Consider the following 24,188-nt stretch of genomic DNA (forward strand, 5'->3'; position numbering starts at 1 on the left):
CGGTGCGTAAGCTTCACGCCCCATTCAGGAATTGAAGCGGGTCAACCGGGTTCGATCCCTTGCGGATCTCGAAGTGGAGCTGCGGCGACGCCACCTCCCCGGATTGACCCGACTTGGCAATGACCTGGCCGCGCTTGATGGTATCGCCGCGCTTCACCAACAGCTCACTCGCATGGGCATATGCGGTGACGTAGCCGTTGGAGTGCCGAACCAGGACCAGATTGCCGTAACCTTTCAGCTCGTTGCCGGAATAGGCGACGACGCCGTCTTCAGCCGCCTTGACCGGCGTCCCCTCGGGCACCGCGACATTAATGCCGTCATTGGACTTGCCATTCGTCTTGGCACCGTAGCTCGTGACCACCTTGCCACGGACCGGCCAACGGAAGGTCGGCAGCGCGCCGGTGGCCTCCGCAGCCTTCCCCGGCGTCTCGGCGGGCTTCTCATCGACATTGGCCGTGGCTTGAGCCAGGCGTGCGCTCTGCACGGGCGCGGCGGCAGTGGCCATCTTGGTGGCGGGCGCCGGAGCAGCCGCAACGGGCTGGAGCGTTCCGGCCACTGGAGCAGCCCCGACCGGAGCCGCGGCAGCCGGCGCCGCGACGGCCGCGGTCTTGGCGCCCGGTACGGTCAGCTTGGTGCCGAGCTTGAGTTTTGCAGACGGGTCGAGGCCGTTGGCACGGGCGAGTTCAGCCGCCGAGATGTGGTTCTTGCGGGCGATGCTGGCGAGCGTGTCGCCGGCATTGACGAAGTGGGTGCTCGACGGTGGCGCAACCGCAGCAACCGGCTTCGCCGCGGGCGCCGCCGCGATGGGCGCCGACGCGGGGGCTGCGGCCGTCGCCGGATGGGGGATGATCAGTTGCTGGCCGGGCGAGAGCGCCCGCGGGCCCTTGTAGCCATTGGCGGCAAGGATCGCCTGCGGCGTGACGTGATAGCGCTTGGCGAGCACGTCGAGCGTATCGCTGGTGCCGACGATGATCTTGGTCCCACCGGCCGGCTGGGCGGCCGCAACCGAGCGCGGCGGCACCGTGGCAGTGGTTTCGAGATGCGGCTGTGCCGGAGGCGCATAGGAGCTGACGCCGCGCCCGCCACCGGATACGCCGCCGCCTCCCGCAACCGGATAGGATTGCGGCGCGGACACCGCCGGCGGCGGCAAGGGCTGCGACTGGTAGTAACCGGGCTGTGTCTGCGGCCGCGCATATTGCGGCAGCTCACGCTGCGGCGGCGGCGCCTGCTGCACCGACCCCGTCTGTTCGGAAGCGAAGGGATTGGAGAAATTTGTCTGGGACAGTCGCGACGACATGTCGGCGCTGCACCCTGCAAAGCTGAAGGAGATCAGCGCCAGCACCGCGACCTGCGGCACGCGGCGCGAGTAAAGCAACTCGGCGACAGCGGACATGGTTACTCACTCGTACGCAACAGAACTGGTGTTTTAAGTAAACACGCGTCGAGTAAATAACGGCTTAACCCTCACAATAAGATGTTGGCGGCGCTGCCGATCCGGGATTCTACAGCTCCCGCGCCACGCCGGGCAGTGCCGGCACGAAGCGGACCTCGACGAGTTCCTTGCGCTCGATCCCGGCTTCGGTCCGGATCAGGCGGGTCAACGTCTGCACGCCCTGATGCGGGCCGACGGGGGCGATCAGGATGCCCCCGACCTCCAGCCGCCCGATCAGGTTCTCCGGAATCTGCTCCATTGCGGCGGTGACGATGATGCGGTCGAACGGACCGATGTTGGGGGGCAGATTGAGACCGTCGCCAAGCATCACCTCGACATTGTGACAATCGAGCTTTTCGAGCCGGGCGCGTGCCGTGTCGGCGAGCTTGCGATAGCGCTCGACGGTCAGCACCTGGCCGGCGAGCCGCGACAGCACGGCAGCCTGGTAGCCGGAGCCAGTGCCGATTTCGAGCACCCGGTGCTGCTTCTGAAGCTGGAGCTGCTCGGTCATGTAGGCGACGACGAAAGGCTGGCTGATGGTCTGCCCGCACGCGATCGGCAGCGCGCTGTCGCGATAGGCACCGTCGCGATCGGCCTCGTCGACGAAAAGCTCGCGCGGCACTTCCTCCATTGTCCGCAGCACGGCCTGATCGCTGATGCCCCGACGCCTCAGCGTCAGCTGAAACATCATCTTTTCCGGCGGGTGCTGATGCGAGGTCATTGCTGCTGCTTCGTTGATCTCGTCTGGCGGATTGCCGTACTGCACCGCAAGAATCCGAGGCGCGAATCTTGTTCCGGCTCAGGAACTCATGATAGCCTTTCGGCGCAGCATCTGACCACAACCGGGCTATCAACGCGCTAGGCTATTTGCAGGTTTGGGTTCGCCGAAACGCGCATTGCGTCGCTTATCGTTATCTGCGAACGTTCGCGAGAATGGGCAAGGACTCACCAATGACTGCGACAGGGCTTTCGGGCCGCTCTGTTTTCCTCGTCGAGGACGAGGTCATGATCAGAATGATGGTCGCGGACATGCTGGAGGAGCTCGGCTACAAGGTTGCCGCCGAGGCGGGCGACATCAGCGAGGCCATGCGACTTGCTCAATCCACCGAGTTCGACCTCGCCATTCTGGATGTCAATGTCAACGGCAAGGTCATCTCGCCAGTGGCCGATGTCATCATGGCGAAGGGTTGCCCGTTCATCTTCGCCACTGGCTACGGCTCCTCCGGCTTGCCCGAACAGTACCGCGACCGGCCGGCGCTCCAAAAGCCGTTTCAACTCGAGGCGCTCGGCAAGACCATCGAAGCCGCGCTTCGCGGCGGATAGTTCTATTTCAGCATCGCGCTCAGCTCTTCCGAAAACGCTTCGTCGGTGCGGTCGAGCCTGAGCGGAGTGACTGAGACGTAGCGCTCGCGCAGCGCTGCGAGATCGGTGCCGTCGGCGGGCGTGTCGAGCATCGCGGTGCGTTCGAATCCGATCCAGAAATAAGGGTTGCCGCGGCCGTCCTTGCGCTCGTCGATCCTGAGGAAGCCCAGATTGCGCTTGCCTTGCCGCGTGACGCGGATGCCCAGCACATCCTCCGGCGCGCAGGACGGGAAGTTGATGTTGATGACGGTGTCCTTCGGAACGCCGGCGGCGATTACCTTGCGCAGGATATCGGGCCCGAATTTGCGCGCGGTGTCCCACGGCGGCCGTTCGCGGGTTTCGACACTGAACTCCTGCGACAGTGCGAATGATGGGAGCCCTAAGATGGTGCCCTCCAACGCGCCAGCAATGGTGCCGGAATAGACGACGTCTTCGGCGACGTTGCGACCTTTGTTGACGCCGGACAGCACGACATCGGGCAGCTTGGCACCCAGGATGTGGCGGGCCCCCATGATGACGCAGTCCGTCGGTGTGCCGCGCACGGCAAAGTGCCGCGGGCCGACCTCGCGCAGGCGCAGTGGATCGTTCAGCGACAGCGAATGCGACACGCCGGACTGGTCGAGCTCGGGCGCCACCACCCAGACGTCGTCGGACAAGGCGCGCGCGATCTCCTCCACGACCTTGAGGCCGGGAGCGTGGATGCCGTCGTCATTGGTGCAGAGGATGCGCATGCGGGAGCTACGATTCCTGAAAGCGGTTCTGAGCCGTCTTATCCGGCTAGGGCCGATCAGGCAAACCGGACGATTGCGGTCCGCCGTCAGGTTCCCGATCTGGTCGTGTCAGCGACGGATACGCCATTGCGGCAGGAAGCGCGCCAGGCGGCCTTCCGCACGCAGCCGCATCGCCGGCACGACCGGACTCTCGACGGGAGTTTCGATCACGCCGAGCTCCTTGAGCTGAGCGACGAACGGGTCAGAGTCCGGTGCCTGCGGAAAGCGTTCGCGCGCCACCGTCAACGCCTTGTCGAAGTCAGCAGTATTGACGCCGGGCTTGGAGCGCCGGCTCTGCACGAGATCGTCGTCCCAGAGCCGCGCGATCTCGATGTCGAGGACGCCGCGGAGGCGCTGATCGATGGCCTGAATCCCCGCACCCGTCACGGCCCATTGTCGGCCGATCCAGAAGATATCGCGGTGCAAGGCCATGAGCGGTGAGTTCGCGTTGACGGGCGCCGGCAGGATAGCCGGCCGCCCGATCTACGCAACCCTACTCGCGCGCGATCACCTTCAGCCCGCCCATATAGGGCTGGAGCACGCTGGGGACCGCGATCGAGCCGTCCTCCTGCTGATAGGTCTCCATCACCGCGATCAACGCGCGGCCGACCGCTGTGCCGGAGCCGTTCAGCGTGTGCACGAAGCGCGGCTTGCCGTCGGGCCCGCGCGAGCGCGCATCCATGCGTCGCGCCTGGAAATCGCCGCAGACCGAGCAGCTCGAGATCTCGCGGAACATGCCGCCATCGCCCTGCCCGGGCATCCAGACCTCGATGTCATAGGTTTTCTGCGACGAAAATCCCATATCACCTGCGCAGAGCGTCATCACCCGATAATGCAGGTCGAGCTTCTGCAACACCTGCTCCGCACAGGACAGCATCCGCTCCAGCTCGTCCTTGCTTGTCTCGGGCGTCGTGATCGAGACCAGCTCGACCTTGGTGAACTGGTGCTGGCGGATCATACCTCGGGTGTCACGCCCTGCGGCACCCGCCTCCGCACGGAAGCACGGCGTCAGCGCAGTCAGCCGCATCGGCAGTTGCTTCTCGTCGAGGATGGATTCGCGCACGAGGTTAGTAAGCGACACCTCAGCGGTTGGGATTAGGCCGAGGCGTTCGGTCCTCAAACGCTCATGATCGGGCGAGGCGAGCAGCTCGCCCTTGATCGCCCAGAATTGATCGTCCTCGAATTTCGGCAATTGCCCGGTGCCGAACATCACCTCGTTGCGCACCAGCAGAGGTGGATTGATCTCGGTGTAGCCATGCTCGGTGGTGTGAAGATCGAGCATGAACTGGCCGATCGCGCGTTCGAGCCGCGCCAGCCCCTTCTTCAGCACCACGAAGCGCGCGCCGGACAGCTTTGCCGCCGCCTCGAAATCCATATAGCCGAGCGCGGTGCCGAGATCGTCATGCAGCTTGGGCGCGAAGCCGTAATTGCGCCTGTTGCCGAACACGTGGTGCTGCACGTTGCCGTGCTCGTCGACGCCATCGGGCACTTCGTCGAACGGAATGTTCGGGATCGCCGACAGCTCTTTCGTCAGCTCCTCGTCGGCGGCTTTCGCGGCCGCTTCGAGCTCGGGCATCGTGGTCTTGAGCTCTGCGACCTCAGCCATCAGCTTCGCCGCGCGCGCTTCGTCCTTCGCTTTCTTGGCGTCGCCGATTTCCTTGGAGGCAGCATTGCGCCGCGCCTGCGCCTGCTCCGAGGCCAGAATCGCCGCGCGCCGCCGCTCGTCGATCGCCAGCAGCGAGGCCGACATCGGGTTCAATCCGCGCCGTGCGATGCCGGCGTCGAAGGCTTGCGGATTGTCGCGGATCGATTTGATGTCGTGCATGGCCGTGGTCCTGGGCTTGTTGCAGGCCTGCAAATCATCGATTTGCAGGCCCGCAAATGGCTGGCTTCCCTAGCACTCTGTCATCGCCCGCGAAAGCGGGCGATCCAGTATTCCAGAGACCGGGGTGATTCTCCGAGGGGCTGCCGCGTGCTGGATACCCCGCTTTCGCGGGGAATGACGGCGGAGGGGTTGCGGGGCCCTACTCCGCCGGGTTGGCCGGCGTCGATACGTCGGTGCCGGTGGCTTGCGCCGAGGCTGCAGCCTTCTTCTCCACCATCGCCACCGCGATGATCGAGCCCTCGTACAGCGCCAGCAAGGGGATCGCCAGCGAGCACTGGCTGAGCACGTCGGGCGGCGTCAGCACGGCTGCGATCACGAAGGCGATCACGATGAAATAGCGGCGCTTCTCGCGCAGCATTTTCGAGGTGATGATGCCGATGCGGCCGAGCAGCGTCAGGATCACCGGGAGCTGGAAGGCGATCCCGAAGGCGAAGATCAGCGACATCATCAGCGACAGATATTCGCCGACCTTGGGCAAGAGCTGGATTTGCGCAGTCTCATCGCTGCCGGCCTGCTGCATGCCGAGCGAGAATCGGATCAGCATCGGCAGCACGACGAAATAGACCAGCATCGCGCCCAGCACGAAGAAGAACGGCGTCGCGACCAGATACGGCAGGAAGGCCTGCTTCTCGTGCTTGTAGAGCCCGGGCGCAACGAATTTGTAGATCTGCGTCGCGACGATCGGGAACGAGATGAAGCCGGCGCCGAACAGCGCCAGCTTCAGCTGCGTGATGAAATATTCCAGCAGCGCCGTGTAGATGAACTTGGAGTTCTCGGGCCCCGCGACCCACACGAACGGCCAGACCAGCACGTTGTAGATCTGCTTGGCGAAGAAGAAGCAGAAGATGAAGGCCACGCCAAAGCCGAGCAGCGCCTTGATCAGCCGCGAGCGCAGCTCGATCAGGTGGTCCATCAGCGGGGCTTTGCTGGCCTCGATATCGGCGTCGGTCATGACGCTTTGGCGTCCTTGATCGCCTCGGGTGGCGCGGTGTCCTGCGCGACCGGTGCCTGTTCGATCTCGCGGGTGACCGCGAGCGGCTCGTTCGCATCCGCATGTGCCTCGGCCTCCACAAAAGTCGCGGGCGTCGGCGCTTCCGGAGTAGTCGGGCTAACAGGGGGCTCGACAGCTGTGGTGGCAGGCGTCTCTGCCGGCTTGTCCAGCGCATCGACGCGCAGCGCGTCGCTGACGTCCTTCTGGAGCGAGGTCAACGGATTTAATCCCGTGGCAGCCTCCTTGACCTCGTCAAAGCTCTTCTTGAGGTCGGCCATCTCGGCCTCGCGCATCGCCTCCTGGAACTGACCCTGGAATTCGGCGGCCATCCTGCGCGCCTTGCCCATCCACTGCCCGACCATGCGCAGCACGCCCGGCAGCTCTTTCGGGCCGATGGCGATCAGGGCCACGACCCCGATGAGGACCAGTTCACTCCACCCGATGTCGAACATGAGGTCTTCCGTTCACGCGAAGCCGCAGCCGGCCCAATCCCTTGCGCGCAGGATCGGGGCCGCTACCCGGGTCTCGCGTGCTCTCTGGCTCAGACGGCCTTGCTGCCGACGTCGGATCGTGCCGCGGTCGGCGCAGCATTGTGCTCGATCGACTTGGCCGGCTCGGGCTTCTCGGCGGGCTTGTCGTCGTCCTGCATGCCCTTCTTGAACGCCTTGATGCCCTGCGCCACGTCGCCCATCAGATCCGAAATCTTGCCGCGGCCGAACAGCAGCAGGACCACTGCGATCACCAAGATCCAGTGCCAAATGCTGAGTGAACCCATCCTGCAACCCTCCAAACGCGCATGGCCGGGGACCCGGCCGATCTTCACCGAAACCTAGGCTTGGCAGGGCTCAAAAACAAGGACCAAGGCAGCGCCAATTCGCTGTCGGCGCTACGCAATTTTGCTAGTGTTAACCGGTCGCAGGGCCCCGTCGTCGAACGGGCATCACTCCTCGCTGCCGCTTTCGCTGCCACCCTCGCCGCCGCCATCATTGCCGCCTTCAGGCGTCTCGGGCTCGATCGCAGGCGCCAGCGCAAGATCGAGATCCTCGCCTGGTTCCAGCGGATCCTCGTCCTCGCGCAGAGCAGGGTCATCGGACGGCGTAGGCACGCTAAATCCGGTGGGCAGGCGCGAATCCAGAAGACCCGTGCCCTTCAGCTCTTCCAGGCCCGGCAGGTCGCCGAGCTGTTCCAGCGTGAACTGCGACAGGAACTCCTCGGTGGTTCCGAAGGTGAGCGGACGGCCCGGCGTCTTGCGACGGCCGCGCGGCTTGATCCAGCCGGTCTCCAGCAGCACGTCGAGCGTGCCCTTTGAGGTGACAACACCGCGGATCTCCTCGATCTCGGCCCGCGTCACCGGCTGGTGATAGGCGATGATCGCCAGCACCTCGATCGCGGCGCGCGACAGGCGGCGGGTCTCGGTGCTCTCCCGTGTCATCAGCCAGGCCAGATCGCCGGCGGTGCGGAACGTCCATTTGTTGGCGACGCGGACGAGGTTCACGCCACGTGAGGCATAATCGGCCCGCAATTGCTCGAGCGCGGCCTTGACGTCGACGCCCTCGGGCATGCGCTTGGCCAGCGTGGCGGTATCCAGCGGTTCACTCGAGGCGAACAGCAGCGCCTCCAGCAGCCGCAATTCTTCGGGACGTGCCTGGGATTCGTTCTCCATCGGCTCGGCCTCTTCTACCCGCACTTCAGCCAGGCTTGCCATGGCAGATTCTCCTTCTTGCACTTAAGCGACCGGCGCATCAGGCGCAGGAGCTGCGTCCGGGACCGGTTTTGGGCGCCCTTTCCGGAAATAGATCGGCGCAAATGCCTCTTTCTGGTTCAGCTCGAGCTGACCTTCGCGCACCAATTCGAGCGCGGCGGCAAAGCTCGAGGCAAACACCGTCGCGCGCTGCGTCGGATCGGCGACATGCCGGATCAGGAAGTCGTCGAGCACGCCCCAGTCATCCTGTTCGTTGAGGCTGCCGACCAGCCGCTCCAACGTGGCCCGCGCTTCGGCAAGCGACCACACCGTGCGCTTGGCCAGATGCACGCTCGCCAGCACCCGCGACTGGCGCTGCGCGGCATAGGCAGTGAGCAGGTCGTACAGCGTCGCCGTGTATTTCGGGTGCTTGATCTCGGCGATTTGCTCGGGCTCGCCGCGCGGGAAGATGTCGCGCTGCAATTGCGGCCTGTTCATGAGCCGGTTGGCGGCTTCGCGAATGGCTTCCAGCCGGCGCAGGCGATTGGCGAGCGCCGTCGCCATCTGCTCCGCGCTCGGACCTTCCGCACTCGGCGGCTCCGGCAGCAGCAGGCGCGACTTCAGGAAGGCAAGCCAGGCCGCCATGACCAGGTAGTCGGCGGCAAGCTCGAGCCGGATCTTTCGCGCGGCCTCGATGAAATGGAGATATTGGTCGGCCAGCGCCAGAATCGAGATCTTGGCGAGGTCGACCTTCTGCTGTCGCGCCAGCGCGAGCAAGAGATCGAGCGGACCCTCATAGCCCTCGACGTCCACCACCAACGCCGGCTCACCCTCGGCGAGCTCTGCGGGCCGCCCGGTTTCAAACGATAGGATTTCTGCGGTCATGCCGATGCCGTGTTTGCCCGTGCGATCAATGCGTCCAGTTCGGCGCGCGCGGCCACGCGGTCGAATGGCTGCGGCGGCTTGCGTGCGGCGAGCGCGGCATTCGCCCGCTCCAATGCTCTGCCGGACAGTTCCGGTGTCTGGCCGGCGACGTCGCGCATCTCCTCGATGTTGCCGTTGCAATGCAGGGCCACATCGCAGCCGGCCGCGAAGATGGCGCGGGTCCGTTCGGCGATATTCCCCGACAGCGCGTTCATCGACACGTCATCACTCATTAACAAACCCTGGAACCCGATTGCGCCGCGAATCACGTCAGCAATCATTGTCGCAGATGTCGTCGCCGGATGGACGGGGTCGACTACGCTAAACACAACATGTGCAGTCATGGCCATCGGCAGGTCCGATAGCGGCCTGAACGCCGCGAAATCGGTGCGTTCCAGTTCGTCCCGGGGCGTATCGACGGTCGGCAGCTTGAAATGGGTGTCGGCGGTTGCCCGGCCATGACCGGGAATGTGCTTGAGAACCGGCAGCACACCGCCCTGCTCCAGTCCCTCGGTGACCGCACGGGCAATCGCCGCGACCTTTCGCGGCTCGGTCCCGTAGGCCCGGTTGCCGATGACCGCGTCAGCGCCCGGCACCGGCACGTCAGCTAGCGGCAGGCAATCCACGGTGATGCCGAGTTCGGCAAGATCGGCCGCGATCAGGCGGGCACTGAGGCGTGCGGCAGAAAGGCCGAGCGCCGAATCAGTGTCGTACAAACTCGCGAATACAGCCCCCGGCGGATAGACCGGCCAGTGCGGCGGGCCGAGGCGCTGCACCCGTCCGCCCTCCTGATCAATCAGGACCGGAGCATCGGGCGCATTGGCCACCGCCCGCAATTCCGCAACCAATGCAGCAACTTGCGCTGGCGTCGCGATGTTGCGTTTGAAGAGAATGAAGCCCCATGGGCGTTCGGCACGGATAAACTCCCGCTCGGCGGCGGTCAGTTCCGTTCCGGATACGCCGGTAATGAAGGCCCGCGTGCTCATGACGGCCGATTAACCCTGCCCCGCGAAGGGGTCAAGGAAACGGCCGTTAATTCCTCTGGACGAAGCAGGCAGACAGGCCTGCGGACTTGAGGCTGTTGCAAGCCTGCGTCGCCTCCTCGGCCGAAGCGTAGGGACCCGCGAAGGCGCGGTAGACGATCCCCTTGCCCTTGTCGGTCAGATCGACCCGCTTGATCACCGGCGAACGGGAGCCGAGCACGCTGCCGTACTTGCTCTGGAGCACTCGGTAGGACGCGGCGGCGCTGTCCTCACTTTGCTGCGAGGAGACCTGCACGATGTAGCCGCCGCTGCTGCTGCTGCTGGGCGCGATTTGCGTCGGGTTGGTGGCAGCCATCCGCTGCGGAGGCTCGGCCGTCGCTCCCGATTGCGGCGCGAGCGACAGGGGCTGGTTGACGCTGGCATTGGCCGAGGTCGGCGGATTGCGCGGCGCCGCCGGTGCAGCGGGCGCGGCAATAGGCTTCGGCGCCGTAGCCGTCGGCTTGGCGGCGGCCGATTGCGGCACGGTGCTGTCAGTCTGATCGCCCTTCACGGCCACAGTCCTGATCGGACGCGGCGAATTGTTCGGCAGCGTGCCATTGCTCGGAGTCGGCCCTGCGCTCGGCGGCGGCACGGTAGAGGGCGACACGCTCGCCACCGACGGCGGGTTCGCATTCTGGTTCAGCGGCGGGAACACCACGCGGGGCCCGCCTGCCCTGGCGTTGACGTCGACGGGCGCCTCCTCGCGCGGCACGATCTTTTCCGTGCCGTCACCGCTGACCATGCGATCCGGTACCTTGGCCGCGGAGTCCGTCGGAGCCGGCACGATCTTGGTCGGCGTGTTGTCAGCCTTGATGATCGGCGGCTCGCCGCTGCGAGGCGAGCCGATATAGGTCTTGTAGGCGAACGCCGCACTGGTGCCGACGACGGCAAGTGCGAGAATCGCCGCGACCGTCATCATGCCACCGCGCTGCTTCTTCGGCTCCTCGACTTCGGCCTCGGGATAGTCGCTTTGGTACGCGTAAGGGTCGTCTGGATAAGCCGGCTCGCGTTGATAATCCTGTTCGCCTGTCTCCAGGCGACCGTAGAGCGCATCGTCGTAGCGCGATGGATCAGGCTGCGCATACGGCTCCTGATAAGCCTGCTCCTGGTAAGCTTGGCTATGCTGCTGGTAGGCCTGATCCTGATAACCTTGATCCTGATAGGCCCGCGGCTGCTGAACATCAGGCTCGGGCGCGGCAGCCTTGGCTGAATAGCGATGCAACGGATGAACCGGGCTGACGGAGACGGAATAGTCAGGCTCCGGTGCCGGCTGCGGCTGCACGTTCGCGCGCCGCATCCATGAGGGCGGCCCGGGCGGCGGCGGCGCCTGCTCGGCGTAGTCCTGCTGACCATCTTCCTGGCGGTAATCGTCTTGATGATAGCTCTGGGCGGGCGCTGCCGGCGGGCGGGCAGTCGACTTCCCCTGCGCTGCGAACGGATCAGTCTGTCCGATCAGACGGGCAAGCTCGGCCAAGGGATCATTTTCCGCCTTCCCATAGTGATCGCCGCCGCGACCATAGTCATCGGAAGGAAACGGTCTGTCCTGATATCGTTCGGCCATCGTGATGATGCGTCCCTTCGGGAAAGCCGCGCGCCCCTCGACCAAGGCACGGCCTTCGACCCACAAGGCTTTCAACCAAGTCTAAGCGATCCGGCTTCTGCCGGTTACCCCCGAATTCCTCTTAAGTAGTTCGCCCCAAACTACCGCATCTCGTCCGGAGCATGGACGCCGAGGATGGCGAGGCCCGATGCCAGAACAGAGACGACGCCCTGAACCATCGCCAGCCGCGCCTTTGTAAGATCTGCATCATTATTGATAATGAAGCGTAAATAGGGCAAATCGCGCCCTTTCGTCCAAAGAGCATGAAATTCGCTGGCTAAATCATAGAGATAAAAGGCAATTCGGTGCGGCTCGTGGGCCGCGGCGGCCGCTTCCAGCATGCGCGGATAAATTGCGAGACGCTTGAGAAGATCGAGTTCCACGGAATCCGACAGCCGCTCGACCGCCGACTCAGCGAGCCAGGCAATGCGCTCGCCGGCATCTTCGGGCAGTTCCGGGAACACCTCGGCCCGCGCGTTGCGGAAGATCGAGTGGCCGCGGGCATGGCCATACTGGACGTAGAACACCGGATTGTCGCGCGACTGCTCCATGACCTTGGCGAGGTCGAAGTCGAGCACCGCATCGTTCTTCCGGTAGAGCATCATGAAGCGGACGGCGTCCTGGCCGACCTCATCCACCACCTCACGCAAGGTGACGAAGTCCCCGCTCCGCTTGGACATTTTGACCGGCTCGCCATTGCGCAGCAACTTCACGAGCTGGACGATCTTGACGTCGAGCGATCCCTTGCCCGAGGTCGTCGCCTTCACCGCCGCCTGCATCCGCTTGATGTAGCCGCCATGGTCGGCGCCCCACACGTCGATCATCTCGGCGAAGCCGCGGTCGAACTTGTTCTTGTGATAGGCGATGTCGGAGGCGAAGTAGGTGTAGGAATTGTCCGACTTGATCAGCGGCCGATCGACGTCGTCGCCATAGGCGGTTGCCTTGAACAGCAGCTGCTCGCGGTCTTCCCAATCCTCGACCGGCGCGCCCTTCGGTGGCGGCAGGCGGCCTTCGTAGATGTCGCCCTTGGCCTTCAGGAAGTCGATGGTCCCGGCAACCTTGTCGTTGCCGCCTTCGATCAGCGAGCGCTCGGAGAAAAACACGTCGTGGCGGATATTGAGCGCGGCGAGATCGTCCTTGATCTCATCCATCATCATCGCGATCGCCTTGGCGCGCACGGTCGGCAGCCACTCGGCCTCGGTCATCGCGAGGAGCCTGTCGCCGTGCTCTTTCGCCAGCGCCTGCCCCACAGGCTTGAGGTAGTCGCCCGGATAGAGGCCTTCGGGAATGGCACCGATGTCCTCGCCGAGCGCCTCGCGATACCTTAGGAACGCCGAACGTGCGAGCACGTCAACCTGGGCACCTGCATCGTTGATGTAATATTCGCGCGTGACGTCGTGACCGGCGAACTGGAGCAGGCTGGCCAGCGCGTCGCCGAACACCGCGCCGCGGCAATGGCCGACATGCATCGGCCCCGTCGGATTGGCCGAGACGTATTCGACATTGACCTTGGCGCCGCTGCGGATGCGGCCGTAATCGCCGGCCTCGCGCAGCACTGTCCGCAACGCCTCAGCCCACGCGGCAGGCTTCAGCGTCAAATTGATGAAGCCGGGACCGGCGACGTCGACCCTGGCGATCAGCGCGTCGGTGCGCAGCCGCTCGGCGATCTGCTCGGCGAGATCGCGCGGCTTTGCCTTGGCCTCTTTCGCAAGCACCATCGCAGCATTGGTCGCCATGTCGCCGTGGGAGGCATCGCGCGGCGGCTCGACCACCACGCGGGAGAAATCGATGCCCTCCGGCCAACTGGCGTCCGCCGCAAGCGCGCGGCAGGCGGCGTGCACGCGTGCGAGCACATCGGCGAACAGATGCAGGGATGAGGATGTCTGGGGCATGGGCGCCGCCTAACGCAAATCCGGGGTCGAGTCAAAAAGCCGCTGGTGCTCGGTCAGGGCGAAACGGTCGGTCATTCCGGCAATGAAATTGCCGATCCGGCGGGCCCGGTCGCCCTCATTGTCCGCCTCTGCCCCCAACAGCCATTCCGGCGGCAGCTCGGCAGGGGATTTCAGGTATTTTGCGAACAGGTCGAACAGGATCTGCTCCGCCTCTCCCATCACCCGCATCACCCGCTCGTGGCGGTACATGTGCTGGTACAGGAAGGTCTTGATGGCAGCCTCTTCCTCCGCGACCTCGGCGGGAAACGCGATCAGCGCCCGGCTCTGCTGGCGGACGTCCTGGGCCGATTGCGGCTTGACGGCGGCGAGGTTCTTCTGCGCCTCCGCAAACACCGCCCCGATCAGGTGCGAGATCAGCTCGCGCACCAGCTCGGCGCCGCGCCGGACGTCTTCCAGATCGGGATAATGCGCCGCAGTCTCGGCGATGATCTCCGCAGTCAGCGGCATCACCTTGAGATCGTCGACGTGGAACAGGCCGGCGCGCAGGCCATCATCGATGTCGTGAGCGTCATAGGCGATGTCGTCGGCGATCGCGGCGACCTGCGCTTCCAGCGAGGCAAAGCTCCACAATTCGAGGTCATAGGTCTTGACGTAGTCGGCAATCCCCACGGGAACGCCGTGCTCGCGGTAGCGCCCGATCGGGCCGCCGCTGCGGTCGGTCAGCGGGCCGTTATGCTTGACGATGCCCTCCAGCGATTCCCAGGTCAGGTTGAGTCCGTCGAACTCGGGATAGCGGTGCTCGAGCGAAGTCACGACGCGGAGCGCCTGGGCATTGTGGTCGAAGCCGCCGAACTCCTTCAGGCAGGCGTCCAACGCCCGCTCGCCAGCATGGCCGAACGGTGGGTGGCCGAGATCGTGGGCGAGCGCGAGCGTCTCGGTCAGGTCCTCGTCGAGGCCGAGTTGGCGGGCCAGCGCGCGGGCGATTTGCGCCACCTCCAGCGAATGGGTCAGGCGGGTGCGGTAGTGGTCGCCCTCGTGGAACACGAACACCTGGGTCTTGTACTTCAGGCGGCGGAACGCGGTCGAATGGATCACCCGGTCGCAATCCCGCCGGAACGGGCTGCGGGTCCGGCTCGGGGGCTCGGCGACCAGCCGGCCGCGGCTACGATCGGGGTCGCAGGCATAGGGCGCGCGGGGGGCTGCCATTCCGACGGACACGGCGAATTTAGTCCCTATCCATTTGATTCTGCGTATGGTGGCACTTAACTATGTCAGGCGCGGGATACCAAATGAATTGGGTATGACTGCGGGACTATCGGAGACGAGTGATGACGACTGCCGTGACCATCAGCGACCGGGCCGCACGCCGGATTGGGGAGATCCTCAAAGGCGAAGGTTCTGGCGCGATGCTGCGCATCTCGGTCGAGGGCGGCGGCTGCTCCGGTTTCCAGTACAAGTTCGACATCGACCGCGCGCGGACCGACGACGATCTCGTGATCGAGCAGGACAATGCGGTGGTGCTGGTCGATTCCGCCTCGCAGCCGTTCCTGGCGGGATCGCAGGTCGATTTCGTCGATGACCTGATCGGCGCCTCGTTCCGCGTCAACAATCCCAATGCCACAGCGTCCTGCGGCTGCGGGACGAGCTTCTCGGTCTGAGTGCTTACGCGCCCGTTATCTGCCTTTCCTCGTCCGTCCACTCCACGTCGCCCGGCATCGGCTCCGGCTGAAGCGGCGCGTCCTCGAACGCGAGATGGCCGTCCAGCGCGCGCAGGAGTGCCGCGATCAGCGCGGGCTTGCGCAGCGGCTTGGCAAGGAAGTCCGACATGCCCGCTTCGCGGCAGATCTTGATGTCCTCAGGGAAGGCGTTGGCGGTCAGGGCGATGATCGGCAAGATTTCGAGCCGCCCGCCTTGTGCCCGGATCGCCCGGGTGGCGGCCAGTCCGTCCATATCGGGCATGCGCACGTCCATCAGCACGACATCGTAATTGTCCTGGGATGCCGCTGCGACGGCCTCGGCGCCGCCGGCGACGACGCTCAATTCGACGTCGAAGGAGCCCAGCATCTTGCTGACGACCATGCGGTTCACGGCATCGTCCTCCGCGACCAGCACCTTCAGCGGCCGGTCGAGGCCGGCGATCCGGGCTTTGAGATCGTCGGCTTCGTCGCGCCTGCCCGCCTGATCGGATGCCTGCGCATGGCTCCAGGGCAGCACCAGCGTGAAGCGGAAGGTCGAGCCCTCGCCCAGCGTCGAGGTGACGCCGATGGTGCCGCCCATCTGCTCGATGATGCGCCTGCTGATCGCAAGGCCGAGGCCGGTGCCGCCGAAGCGGCGGCTGATCGAGGCATCGGCCTGGGCGAAGTCGCTGAACAACAGGCCGAGCTTTTCCGGGGCGATGCCGATGCCGCTGTCGGTCACGGTCCATTCGACGGTCGCCAGCAGGTCGCGGCGCGCCCGGCAGATGACTGATATCGTCACCTCGCCCTCGTCGGTGAACTTCACTGCGTTGGACGCGAGGTTGAGCAACACCTGGCGGATGCGCGCGACGTCGCCGCGCAGCGTCGGCGGCAGGGTCGGATCGAGCTCGACCTTGACGGATAGCCCCTTGCCCTTGGCGCTCGCGCGCACCACGGTCGCAACCGTCTCGACCAGCGCCTGCGGGGCGAAGTCGATCACCTCGAACTGGAAGCGGCCGGCCTCGAGCTTGGACAGGTCGAGGATGTCGTTGAGGATGCGCTGGAGATTGTCGCCGGACTCGCGGATCGTGGTGACGGCCTCGCGCTGCTCCGGATCGAGTTTTGTCTCCAGCAGCATGCTGGCAAGTCCGAGCACGCCGTTCATGGGCGTGCGGATCTCGTGGCTCATCACCGCCAGGAAGTCGGACTTGGCGCGGCTCTCGGCCTCGGCCTTTTCCGCGCGCCAACGCTCGGTGACGTCGCGCCCGAAGCCGCGATAGCCGAGGAACTGGCCCTCGCGATCATAGGCCGGCTTTGCCGTGAGCGACCACAGCCGCGCCTCGCCGCCGGCCACGACCTTGAGGTTCATCTCGTGCAGCGGCTCGGCATGCTCCATCAGGCCGATGATGTTGTAGGCTGCGCTCTTGTCCCCGGGGCACAGCATCTCGAGCACGTCGGCGAAATGCGAGCCCCTGAGCAGCGGTAGCGGCAGCTGCGCGACATCCGCGAAGCGTTGGGGCACGTCGATCAGATGCCCGTCGGCATCGGTCTGCCACAGCCAGTCGCTGGCATTCTCCTGAAAATCCTTCAGCAGCAGCGAGATGATCTCGGTTTGGCGCTCGAGTTCGAGCTGGGCCTTGAGGTTGCCAAGGAACAGATTGCCTTGCGAGACGATGTTGCGCGCCATGAAAAACGCGAACAGCAGCAGGAATACCGCGGTCACGAGATACGGACCGGTGCCGCAGAGCAGCAGCGCGCCGGCGCAGGCGACGGTCATGGTGGCGAGGTAGACGAGGCCCGCCCGCGGGAAGGTCGAGAGCGTGAAGGCGCCGCCCGACATCATGCCGACCATCAGGCAGGCCAGGATCAATTGACTGGTCGGCTCGGCGCGGCCGAACAGGACCAGCGGCAGCGTGCTCCAGATCGCGGCGACGAAAAATGCCTGCCGCAGCATTTGCCGCGCCACGCGCGGCGAGGCTTCCTGGGGTGGGCTCTGATGCGACTTGTGCCACGCGCGCACCGCGAGCGAGGCGGTTGCCGCGAGCGTCATGCCCCAGATGGCGAGGAAGTCGTTCCAGCCCCTGGCCCAGAGCAGGATCAGCACGATGGCGGCGTTCAGCATCGTCACCGCCATCGTCACCGGGATCAGCCGCGTCACGGCGTCGATCTGCCTGGCGCGGATGCGCCGCATCTGCCGTTCGCTGAGATCGGCGGTCAGGCCGTCCTCGATCTCGAAGCCGCCGGGCCAATACAGGAACGCGCCGATCACGCCGTCACGCGGCTGAGTTCGTATCATCGACTTGTCCGGCCATCCCATCCAACCTGTTGACGATCAATGGCCCACCGCCTGCTTAGACCGGGTTAATTTTGTGGGAGATTTTGCCGCGTCCTTGACGGGCGCGTTTGCAGTTTGTTCTAACCATGGCCCCTTGTCCGGAGCCTTGCCGACATGCCCATCAGAGTAGCCACCTGGAACGTGAACTCGGTCCGGCAGCGGATCGATCTGCTCCTGACCTGGCTGAGAGAGAGCCAGCCCGACATCGTCTGCCTGCAGGAGATCAAATGCGTCGACGAGGCCTTTCCGCGGCTGGAGATCGAGGCGCTCGGCTACAATGTCGTCACGCATGGGCAGAAGACGTTCAACGGCGTTGCGCTGCTCTCCAAGCTCAGGTTCGACGAGACCAAGTCGGGCCTCGCCGGCGACGACGAGGACGCCCATGCGCGCTTCCTCGAGGGCGTGGTGACGCTAAAGTCTGGCGTGCTGCGCATCGCCTGCCTCTACCTGCCCAATGGCAACCCGGTCGGGACCGACAAATATCCCTACAAGCTCAAATGGATGTCGCGGCTTCTTGATTATTCGAAAGAGCGCCTCAAGGCTGAGGAGCCGCTGATCCTCGCAGGCGACTTCAACGTCATCCCGCATGCCCGCGACGTGCACAATCCGGCCGCCTGGACGGAGGACGCCCTGTTCAAGACGGAGACGCGGGAGAGCTTTCAGTCCCTGCTCGGCCTCGGCCTGACCGATGCCCTGCGGGCCGTGACCGACGAGCCCGGGCTCTACACCTTCTGGGACTATCAGGCGGGGGCCTGGCAGAAGAACCAGGGCCTTCGGATCGACCATCTCTTGCTGTCGCCGCAGGCCACAGACCGGCTCGCCAATGTCGGCATCGACAGTTATGTGCGCGGCTGGGAGAAGCCGTCGGACCACGTGCCGGTGTGGGCGGATCTGGATCTTGAGGCGGCGTGAAGCCGCCTCATCGTGGAGCTATTCCCGGCGGCCCTGCACCCACTGTTCCAGCATTTGCAGGCACATGGCGCGGTCGTCGTCGGAGGCCTTGGCGAAGGCGCGGTTGTAGCTTTCCTTGATCCAGGTCTCCTCGGCGCCTGCGCTGTCGCGCGCCAGGGTCAGCCACATCAGGCCGCGCGCGGCCTGCCGCGGCAGGCGGTCGCCGTTGAACAGCATCTGACCGAGCAGTGCCTGGGCCTGGTGCTGGCCCTTCTGCGCGGCGAGGCCAAGCCAGCGTGCACCGTAACGGAAGTCCTCGCGCGAGGCGTCCGGGGTCTTCAGGTACAGGCGGGCGAGGTCGTACTGCGCGTCCGCGTTGCCGAAATAGGATGCGGCATACGAGAACATCTCCCGCGCGCGGTCAGGATCGGCCTTGATCTTCGAATTCGGAATGCCGGCCAGATAGTAGCGGCCGAGCGCGACGAAGGCATTGGCCACGATCTGCGCCTGCGGCGCCGACGGGCTGTCCTCGGCATGCGCATTGGCGATCCGGCTGAAATATTCGAAGGCACGCAAATCGTCCTGGGCGACGCCGTCGCCGTTGGCGTACATGCGGCCGAGCTTCCACTGTGCGATGGGGTGGCCACCCTCGGCAGCATATTGCAGTGCGCTCAGCGAGGTTTCCTGGGCTGCGACCGCCGGCGGAACCTTGGCGCGCACCGCACCCGCAGCGCCCGGCAGGGTGGTCACGACCGGGATGGTCGCGTCCTTCGGATTGACCGGCGCGCCGTCGAAGGCGAACGCCGGCGCGGCCAGCGCAGCCGCCCCCAACATAAACGCAACTATGGCACGCCTAGATGTCCGCATAGCACTGTTTCTCGTGCGCGCCGCCCGGATGGGTCACTGCCCCTCCGACCGCTGGTCCAACCTGCTGAGCATATTTCCAGAGAGCACCCGACGTGTGGTTAGTCGCGCGAGCGCTCCATTTGGTCTTGCGCTGAGCGAGTTCGGCGTCGCTCAATTTTACGTTAAGGGTACCGGCGACCGCGTCGATCTCGATGATGTCGCCGTCCTCGAGCAGCCCGATCGGGCCGCCGACCGCCGCCTCCGGCCCGACATGGCCGATGCAGAAGCCGCGGGTGGCGCCGGAGAAGCGGCCGTCGGTGATGAGCGCGATCTTGCCGCCCATGCCCTGGCCGGTCAGCGCCGCAGTGGTCTGGAGCATTTCCCGCATGCCGGGACCGCCCTTCGGCCCCTCGTAGCGGATCACGATGACTTCGCCTTCGCGGTAGGTGCGGTTCTGGACCGCCTCGAACGCATCCTCCTCCCGGTCGAAGCACCTGGCCGGACCGGTGAACTGGAGGTTGGACATTCCCGCGACTTTCACGATCGCACCTTCTGGCGCCAAATTGCCCTTCAGACCGACCACACCGCCCGTCACGGTGATGGGTTTGTCTGCCGGGTGCACCACGTCCTGGTGCGGATTCCACTTCACGCTCTTGAGGTTTTCGGCGATCGTGCGGCCCGTGACGGTAAGGCAATCACCGTGCAGGAAGCCGTTGTCGAGCAGCGTCTTCATCAGAAGCGGTATGCCACCTACTTCAAACATGTCTTTGGCGACATAACGGCCGCCCGGCTTCAAATCCGCGACATATGGTGTCTTTTTGAAGATTTCGGCGACGTCGAACAGGTCGAACTTGATGCCGGCCTCGTGAGCGATCGCCGGTAGGTGCAGCGCAGCATTGGTCGAGCCGCCGGAAGCCGCGACCACGGCAGCCGCGTTTTCCAAAGCTTTGCGAGTGACGATGTCGCGCGGCCGGATATTTTGCGCGATCAGGTCCATCACCTTCTCGCCCGCGGTCATGCAGAACGCATCACGGATTTCGTAAGGCGCCGGGGCACCGGCCGAGTACGGCAGCGCGAGTCCGATCGCCTCGGAGACGGTCGCCATGGTGTTGGCGGTGAACTGCGCGCCGCAGGCGCCCGCCGACGGGCAGGCCACGCGCTCGATCTCGTCGAGGTCCTCGTCCGACATGGCGCCGACCGAGTGCTTGCCGACCGCCTCGAACATGTCCTGCACGGTGACCTGCTGCCCGCGGAAGTTGCCGGGCAGGATCGAGCCGCCATAGATGAAGATCGAGGGCACGTTGAGGCGGACCATCGCCATCATCATGCCCGGCAGCGACTTGTCGCAGCCGGCAAGGCCGACCAGCGCGTCATAGGCGTGGCCGCGCACGGTCAGTTCGACCGAATCGGCGATGCATTCGCGTGACGGCAGCGACGAGCGCATGCCGTCATGGCCCATGGCGATGCCGTCGGTGACGGTGATGGTGCAGAATTCGCGCGGGGTGCCGCCGGCCGATGCCACGCCCTTCTTCACCGCCTGGGCCTGGCGCATCAAAGCGATGTTGCAGGGAGCGGCTTCATTCCAGCACGAGGCGACGCCGACGAAGGGCTGGTGGATCTGCTCGGTCGTCAGACCCATGGCGTAGAAATAGGACCGATGCGGCGCGCGCGCAGGACCTTCCGTCACGTGACGGCTCGGCAGCCTCTGCTTATCGGTCTTGGCGTTCATCGCAACCAGTCTTCCCCGGCCAACCCTTTCAGACCCGAAAAATCAGAGCCAAGATTTGAATCGACCTTGGGATTTTCTCGTCGCCTTCGAAGACCGCCGCCGCTACCCTTTAAAACATTAGAGTGATCTTATTCATGTTCGGGTGTGGCCAAAAAGCGGCGGCCATGCGAACCGCCGGCGGTGAGGGTTAAATCCGGGATGGGTGTTGCTCAAGAGGAACAATCGTTACCGGGAAGACACGGAGCTCGCTACCTAAATACCGCAATAGCAATGGCAATCCACAACTCAGGATCTTTCGGAAGGAATAGCACACCAGGCTTGGCCAAGGAGGCGCGCACCAACCGGCAATCGCCTCATAAACTTCAGCACTTTCGAATCGCAGACATGCCTTCGCGTCCTCGCGGCTCAATTCGCCCGAGCTTTGCGTCATCTCTCGCCGCTCTTGTCCAAGAGCAACTGTGGCGAAGTAGCCCGGCGATCGGCCGGCCTCAAGGCTGGCGCTGGCGCGCCCCCGCCTGCGGCGGCTGACGGCCTTGACCCCGTCCGCTCACCGGTCTGTTGGCTTTGCATGCGCTCGGCCGAGGTCCGAGCGCGAGATAGGCGCGCTCGTCAGGCCACCCTGTATTTCTTCGGATCCCACGTCTCGCCGCGCGCGATCATGGTGTTGAGGATGATGATCAGCTTGCGCATGCAGGCGACGATCGCGACCTTTGGCGGCTTGCCCTTGGCAATCAGCCGTTCGTAGAAGGCCTTGAACACCGGATTGTTCAGCGTTGCGGCACCGACACAGGGCATGTAGAGGGCATTTCGCACCCAGCGGCGGCCACCCTTGATGCAGCGTTCACCTCGACGTTTGCCGCTATCATCGTCATAAGGAGCAACGCCCATCAACGCGGCGGCAACTTCGTCGCTCACCTGCCCCAGCTCCGGTAGTCCTCCAAGCAGCGCCATTGCGGTCCCCTCAGCAAAGCCTGGTACGCTCTGGATGATCTCGGCGCGTTTGGCAAAGTCCGGCGTTGTCTTGATCGTCGCCGCGATCGCGGTCTCGAGCGCGGCGATTTCGTCAGCCAGCTTCTTAAGAAGACGCGCGCGAGCCTTCTGAACAAGGGCCGGCGCCTCATGCTCCTTCTGCATTTCCAGGCGAGCCCTGACGTCAAGCAGGCCTTGGCGTCCCTTCACCAGTGCCTTCATCTCCTCGTGAGCGGGATTGTCGACTTGGCTGGGAGCCTCGCCGAATGTCTCGGCGAACCAGGAGATCATCTCCGCGTCGATCTTGTCATTTTTCGCAAGGCGTCCCGCCGATTCCGCAAAGTGGCGAACCCGTTTGGGATCGACGATCCGTACTTCCAGCCCTGCTTGGCGCAACGCCTTGGCCCATACCCGCTCGTAGCCGCCGCTTGCCTCCATCACTGCCTTGCCGACCTGATGCTTGCGAAGCCATGCAATCAAGCTCCGTCGCCCCGCCGCGGTTGTTGGGCAAGTCTTCCGCTCCGTTACGGTCCGAATGCACGCATCAATCTTGTCTTTAGCGACATCGATGCCGACGACAACCAGATCGTCTTGTGTCATCATCCACTCCCTTCCTTGCCTGGTACGGGCTCGCAGCCCTTGCAACTGTTCGGGTTCAGGAAGACACCGGAGCTGTCCCTTGCTCTTTAGCAGGCTCTGTCGCCTTTGGGCGCAACGGGCTCAGTTCCGGCAACGGGCGGTTCTGATCCAACCGCCCGTTGCCACATTCTGGCAGATTTCGGGGACACAAGGGCGCAGGGAAGACCGCATAGGCGTTAAGGTAGCGCGAGCATCGATTGATACGGACGTTTTCGAGGAGGCTCGCGCAGGTGCCGCCCAAGCGCTCGCTTTCTGCGGCGAAAGCAACGAATGGTTGGTTGTGGAATGATCGCTTGTAGCAAGGATGCAACGAGTTGTTGCAAAACACGCCAAGCGCCAGGTGCCGTCAGGCGGCCTGCGTCCAGCGGGGAGAGTCCTCGAAGTCGCGGGCAAGCGGCTCGAGCAGCAGGATGATCAAGAGGTGTGCCAGCAAGTAGGGCTTGGCGGAGCGCGGATCGGTTCCAGGTGGCGTCTTGAGACCAATCAGACTCTTCAGTCGCTTGAAGCCAAGTTCGATGCGCCATCGCAGTCGATAGAGCGCGAGTACATCCTTGGTGGAGAACTCGTCCCGCGCGAGCGACGTGACCAGAATGACCCAATCCGCGGCTTCCAGAGTTTCTTTGGAGATGACGCGGTTTTCGTCTTGTGCGTCGCGCCGGGCTTTACGGCGCGAAGCCGCGACTGCACCGGCGGGCTTCTTGACTGCGACCAGACGCATAGCCAGAGGCGCACCGTCCTTGCGTTTGATCCAAATCCTCCGATCGATCAGTCCGTGCGCCTTCGCCGCACGCAATTGGGCCATCAGATCGAACGGAAGGCCTTTGGCATCAAGCCAACGTGCGTTCTTCCAGCCCGCTCGGATCAAAACGTCTGCCCCGGCGTCGCGCACAGCGGCGATGCGGTCAGGTTGTAGATAAGCGCGGTCAGCAATGCGGATCTCGTTCTTGACCACCGGTATCCGGTCAAACGTTTCGCCTTCTTGCTGATCTGTCAGCTCGAAGTGACCAAAGCGCTCATATGGCAGATCGAATGCACTATGAACGCGCCAAAGCTCACTGTTCCTGCGCGCAGCCGGTCCTGCCTGAGACACTGTCGTCGCATCGATAATGCGGATCAGGCGGCCTCGGCTCGCTTTCGGGGCTGCCGCAGCGAGCAAGCCCTCCACCAGCACTGCAAACCAATCGCCACATTGACGCAGGCGATAGAACAACGCCACGCTGCTGAGGTCGGCAAGGCCAACAGAAGCGGCCCACGCGGCTGTCGATCTCAACCCTCTTTCACCCACAATAGGCCAGCATCAGCCGAAGTAACGCCACCGCATCTGGAATTTGGCGCCGCCGCACGAAAGCCTTCGTCTGGCGCGCACTTATTTCAAGCTGCGCAGCCCCGCCGAGCTGCGTAACCACTCTCGTCCAGTCCTCGTTCAGAAGCGATTCGTCTGCCATCCCGCCTTGGAATCACGTGTGATTCCAACACTCAAGAACAAACTTAACGCCTATGGGGAAGACCGGGTGCTGACTCGCACCCGCGGTCTGCTGCGCGAA

23 protein-coding genes are annotated in these 24,188 nt (G+C 64.4%); 3 read left to right on the forward strand and 20 right to left on the reverse strand.

Features of this window, described 5'->3' with window-relative positions:
• Positions 1 to 13 precede the first annotated feature (13 nt).
• Positions 14 to 1,393, reverse strand: coding sequence for a peptidoglycan DD-metalloendopeptidase family protein (locus tag P6U28_RS14225; protein ID WP_407122502.1), 1,380 nt, complete (start codon positions 1,391 to 1,393; stop codon positions 14 to 16).
• A 109-nt stretch (positions 1,394 to 1,502) separates the two neighbouring features.
• Positions 1,503 to 2,153, reverse strand: coding sequence for a protein-L-isoaspartate(D-aspartate) O-methyltransferase (locus P6U28_RS14230; RefSeq protein ID WP_122406655.1), 651 nt, complete (start codon positions 2,151 to 2,153; stop codon positions 1,503 to 1,505).
• 230 nt (positions 2,154 to 2,383) lie between these two features.
• Here P6U28_RS14230 and P6U28_RS14235 point away from each other — a divergent pair, with 230 nt between their 5' ends.
• Positions 2,384 to 2,755: a response regulator gene (locus P6U28_RS14235; protein ID WP_122403131.1), complete on the forward strand. Its 372-nt coding sequence runs from the start codon at positions 2,384 to 2,386 to the stop codon at positions 2,753 to 2,755.
• 2 nt (positions 2,756 to 2,757) lie between these two features.
• On the opposite strand, the gene surE is transcribed toward P6U28_RS14235, so the two are convergent.
• From surE to P6U28_RS14295, 12 genes are all read right to left on the reverse strand, one after another.
• Positions 2,758 to 3,525 (reverse strand): 5'/3'-nucleotidase SurE, encoded by a 768-nt coding sequence (gene surE / locus P6U28_RS14240; RefSeq protein ID WP_162500267.1) that lies wholly within the window; start codon positions 3,523 to 3,525, stop codon positions 2,758 to 2,760.
• Positions 3,526 to 3,633: 108 nt separating this feature from the next.
• Positions 3,634 to 3,996 (reverse strand): hypothetical protein, encoded by a 363-nt coding sequence (locus P6U28_RS14245; protein WP_122403129.1) that lies wholly within the window; start codon positions 3,994 to 3,996, stop codon positions 3,634 to 3,636.
• Positions 3,997 to 4,057: 61 nt separating this feature from the next.
• Positions 4,058 to 5,389 carry a serine--tRNA ligase gene (gene serS, locus P6U28_RS14250; RefSeq protein ID WP_122406654.1) on the reverse strand — a complete coding sequence of 444 codons (1,332 nt, stop codon included), beginning with the start codon at positions 5,387 to 5,389 and terminating at the stop codon, positions 4,058 to 4,060.
• 199 nt (positions 5,390 to 5,588) lie between these two features.
• Positions 5,589 to 6,401 carry a twin-arginine translocase subunit TatC gene (tatC, locus tag P6U28_RS14255; protein WP_122403128.1) on the reverse strand — a complete coding sequence of 271 codons (813 nt, stop codon included), beginning with the start codon at positions 6,399 to 6,401 and terminating at the stop codon, positions 5,589 to 5,591.
• On the reverse strand, positions 6,398 to 6,892 hold the full coding sequence (gene tatB / locus P6U28_RS14260) for a Sec-independent protein translocase protein TatB (RefSeq protein ID WP_122403127.1): 495 nt from the start codon (positions 6,890 to 6,892) through the stop codon (positions 6,398 to 6,400). The genes tatC and tatB overlap by 4 nt, the downstream gene beginning before the upstream one ends.
• 89 nt (positions 6,893 to 6,981) lie before the next feature.
• Complete coding sequence (locus P6U28_RS14265) at positions 6,982 to 7,215, reverse strand: twin-arginine translocase TatA/TatE family subunit (protein ID WP_018642198.1); 234 nt, start codon at positions 7,213 to 7,215, stop codon at positions 6,982 to 6,984.
• Positions 7,216 to 7,380: 165 nt separating this feature from the next.
• Entirely contained in the window at positions 7,381 to 8,145 is a 765-nt protein-coding gene (gene scpB / locus P6U28_RS14270) for an SMC-Scp complex subunit ScpB (protein ID WP_162500266.1), read from the reverse strand.
• Between the two features lie 21 nt (positions 8,146 to 8,166).
• Positions 8,167 to 9,006, reverse strand: coding sequence for a ScpA family protein (locus P6U28_RS14275; RefSeq protein WP_028179491.1), 840 nt, complete (start codon positions 9,004 to 9,006; stop codon positions 8,167 to 8,169).
• Entirely contained in the window at positions 9,003 to 10,031 is a 1,029-nt protein-coding gene (nagZ, locus tag P6U28_RS14280) for a beta-N-acetylhexosaminidase (protein ID WP_129145816.1), read from the reverse strand. Before nagZ ends, P6U28_RS14275 begins: the two co-directional genes overlap by 4 nt.
• 46 nt (positions 10,032 to 10,077) lie before the next feature.
• On the reverse strand, positions 10,078 to 11,628 hold the full coding sequence (locus P6U28_RS14285) for an SPOR domain-containing protein (RefSeq protein WP_407123067.1): 1,551 nt from the start codon (positions 11,626 to 11,628) through the stop codon (positions 10,078 to 10,080).
• Positions 11,629 to 11,768: 140 nt separating this feature from the next.
• Positions 11,769 to 13,559, reverse strand: coding sequence for an arginine--tRNA ligase (gene argS / locus P6U28_RS14290; protein ID WP_407122504.1), 1,791 nt, complete (start codon positions 13,557 to 13,559; stop codon positions 11,769 to 11,771).
• A gap of 9 nt (positions 13,560 to 13,568) precedes the next feature.
• Entirely contained in the window at positions 13,569 to 14,777 is a 1,209-nt protein-coding gene (locus tag P6U28_RS14295) for a deoxyguanosinetriphosphate triphosphohydrolase (RefSeq protein WP_407122505.1), read from the reverse strand.
• Between the two features lie 110 nt (positions 14,778 to 14,887).
• Here P6U28_RS14295 and erpA point away from each other — a divergent pair, with 110 nt between their 5' ends.
• A complete protein-coding gene (gene erpA / locus P6U28_RS14300; protein ID WP_024342679.1) occupies positions 14,888 to 15,217 on the forward strand; it encodes an iron-sulfur cluster insertion protein ErpA in 330 nt (109 codons plus the stop codon).
• Between the two features lie 4 nt (positions 15,218 to 15,221).
• Here erpA and P6U28_RS14305 read toward each other — a convergent pair whose 3' ends face one another.
• Complete coding sequence (locus P6U28_RS14305; RefSeq protein WP_407122506.1) at positions 15,222 to 17,552, reverse strand: ATP-binding protein; 2,331 nt, start codon at positions 17,550 to 17,552, stop codon at positions 15,222 to 15,224.
• 132 nt (positions 17,553 to 17,684) lie between these two features.
• Between P6U28_RS14305 and xth the strand changes: the two genes are divergently transcribed.
• Positions 17,685 to 18,482: an exodeoxyribonuclease III gene (gene xth, locus P6U28_RS14310; RefSeq protein WP_122406652.1), complete on the forward strand. Its 798-nt coding sequence runs from the start codon at positions 17,685 to 17,687 to the stop codon at positions 18,480 to 18,482.
• Positions 18,483 to 18,500: 18 nt separating this feature from the next.
• On the opposite strand, the gene P6U28_RS14315 is transcribed toward xth, so the two are convergent.
• The 5 genes from P6U28_RS14315 to P6U28_RS14335 form a co-directional block, all read right to left on the reverse strand.
• Positions 18,501 to 19,328 carry a tetratricopeptide repeat protein gene (locus P6U28_RS14315; protein ID WP_122403121.1) on the reverse strand — a complete coding sequence of 276 codons (828 nt, stop codon included), beginning with the start codon at positions 19,326 to 19,328 and terminating at the stop codon, positions 18,501 to 18,503.
• A complete protein-coding gene (gene ilvD, locus P6U28_RS14320) occupies positions 19,315 to 21,036 on the reverse strand; it encodes a dihydroxy-acid dehydratase (protein ID WP_122403120.1) in 1,722 nt (573 codons plus the stop codon). The genes P6U28_RS14315 and ilvD overlap by 14 nt, the downstream gene beginning before the upstream one ends.
• A gap of 609 nt (positions 21,037 to 21,645) precedes the next feature.
• Positions 21,646 to 22,608, reverse strand: a complete 963-nt coding sequence (locus P6U28_RS14325; protein ID WP_244607735.1) for an IS110 family transposase — start codon at positions 22,606 to 22,608, stop codon at positions 21,646 to 21,648.
• 382 nt (positions 22,609 to 22,990) lie between these two features.
• Complete coding sequence (locus P6U28_RS14330) at positions 22,991 to 23,914, reverse strand: transposase (RefSeq protein WP_407122507.1); 924 nt, start codon at positions 23,912 to 23,914, stop codon at positions 22,991 to 22,993.
• 7 nt (positions 23,915 to 23,921) lie between these two features.
• Positions 23,922 to 24,089 carry a hypothetical protein gene (locus P6U28_RS14335; RefSeq protein ID WP_407122508.1) on the reverse strand — a complete coding sequence of 56 codons (168 nt, stop codon included), beginning with the start codon at positions 24,087 to 24,089 and terminating at the stop codon, positions 23,922 to 23,924.
• Positions 24,090 to 24,188: the final 99 nt, after the last annotated feature.

The sequence above is a fragment of the Bradyrhizobium sp. STM 3561 genome (genome assembly GCF_045571455.1).
Taxonomy (GTDB): domain Bacteria; phylum Pseudomonadota; class Alphaproteobacteria; order Rhizobiales; family Xanthobacteraceae; genus Bradyrhizobium; species Bradyrhizobium vignae.

What these genes read in the sequence shown, in the direction of transcription:
- P6U28_RS14275 (WP_028179491.1), bottom strand. Translation starts at nt 9,006, where the DNA reads ATGACCGCAGAAATCCTATCGTTTGAAACCGGGCGGCCCGCAGAGCTC.
- P6U28_RS14245 (WP_122403129.1), bottom strand. Translation starts at nt 3,996, where the DNA reads ATGGCCTTGCACCGCGATATCTTCTGGATCGGCCGACAATGGGCCGTG.
- P6U28_RS14225 (WP_407122502.1), bottom strand. Translation starts at nt 1,393, where the DNA reads ATGTCCGCTGTCGCCGAGTTGCTTTACTCGCGCCGCGTGCCGCAGGTC.
- P6U28_RS14305 (WP_407122506.1), bottom strand. Translation starts at nt 17,552, where the DNA reads ATGGGATGGCCGGACAAGTCGATGATACGAACTCAGCCGCGTGACGGC.
- P6U28_RS14230 (WP_122406655.1), bottom strand. Translation starts at nt 2,153, where the DNA reads ATGACCTCGCATCAGCACCCGCCGGAAAAGATGATGTTTCAGCTGACG.
- tatB (WP_122403127.1), bottom strand. Translation starts at nt 6,892, where the DNA reads ATGTTCGACATCGGGTGGAGTGAACTGGTCCTCATCGGGGTCGTGGCC.
- P6U28_RS14265 (WP_018642198.1), bottom strand. Translation starts at nt 7,215, where the DNA reads ATGGGTTCACTCAGCATTTGGCACTGGATCTTGGTGATCGCAGTGGTC.
- P6U28_RS14285 (WP_407123067.1), bottom strand. Translation starts at nt 11,628, where the DNA reads ATGGCCGAACGATATCAGGACAGACCGTTTCCTTCCGATGACTATGGT.
- P6U28_RS14335 (WP_407122508.1), bottom strand. Translation starts at nt 24,089, where the DNA reads ATGGCAGACGAATCGCTTCTGAACGAGGACTGGACGAGAGTGGTTACG.
- P6U28_RS14235 (WP_122403131.1), top strand. Translation starts at nt 2,384, where the DNA reads ATGACTGCGACAGGGCTTTCGGGCCGCTCTGTTTTCCTCGTCGAGGAC.
- P6U28_RS14325 (WP_244607735.1), bottom strand. Translation starts at nt 22,608, where the DNA reads ATGATGACACAAGACGATCTGGTTGTCGTCGGCATCGATGTCGCTAAA.
- P6U28_RS14315 (WP_122403121.1), bottom strand. Translation starts at nt 19,328, where the DNA reads ATGCGGACATCTAGGCGTGCCATAGTTGCGTTTATGTTGGGGGCGGCT.
- surE (WP_162500267.1), bottom strand. Translation starts at nt 3,525, where the DNA reads ATGCGCATCCTCTGCACCAATGACGACGGCATCCACGCTCCCGGCCTC.
- tatC (WP_122403128.1), bottom strand. Translation starts at nt 6,401, where the DNA reads ATGACCGACGCCGATATCGAGGCCAGCAAAGCCCCGCTGATGGACCAC.
- ilvD (WP_122403120.1), bottom strand. Translation starts at nt 21,036, where the DNA reads ATGAACGCCAAGACCGATAAGCAGAGGCTGCCGAGCCGTCACGTGACG.
- xth (WP_122406652.1), top strand. Translation starts at nt 17,685, where the DNA reads ATGCCCATCAGAGTAGCCACCTGGAACGTGAACTCGGTCCGGCAGCGG.
- nagZ (WP_129145816.1), bottom strand. Translation starts at nt 10,031, where the DNA reads ATGAGCACGCGGGCCTTCATTACCGGCGTATCCGGAACGGAACTGACC.
- argS (WP_407122504.1), bottom strand. Translation starts at nt 13,559, where the DNA reads ATGCCCCAGACATCCTCATCCCTGCATCTGTTCGCCGATGTGCTCGCA.
- serS (WP_122406654.1), bottom strand. Translation starts at nt 5,389, where the DNA reads ATGCACGACATCAAATCGATCCGCGACAATCCGCAAGCCTTCGACGCC.
- erpA (WP_024342679.1), top strand. Translation starts at nt 14,888, where the DNA reads ATGACGACTGCCGTGACCATCAGCGACCGGGCCGCACGCCGGATTGGG.
- scpB (WP_162500266.1), bottom strand. Translation starts at nt 8,145, where the DNA reads ATGGCAAGCCTGGCTGAAGTGCGGGTAGAAGAGGCCGAGCCGATGGAG.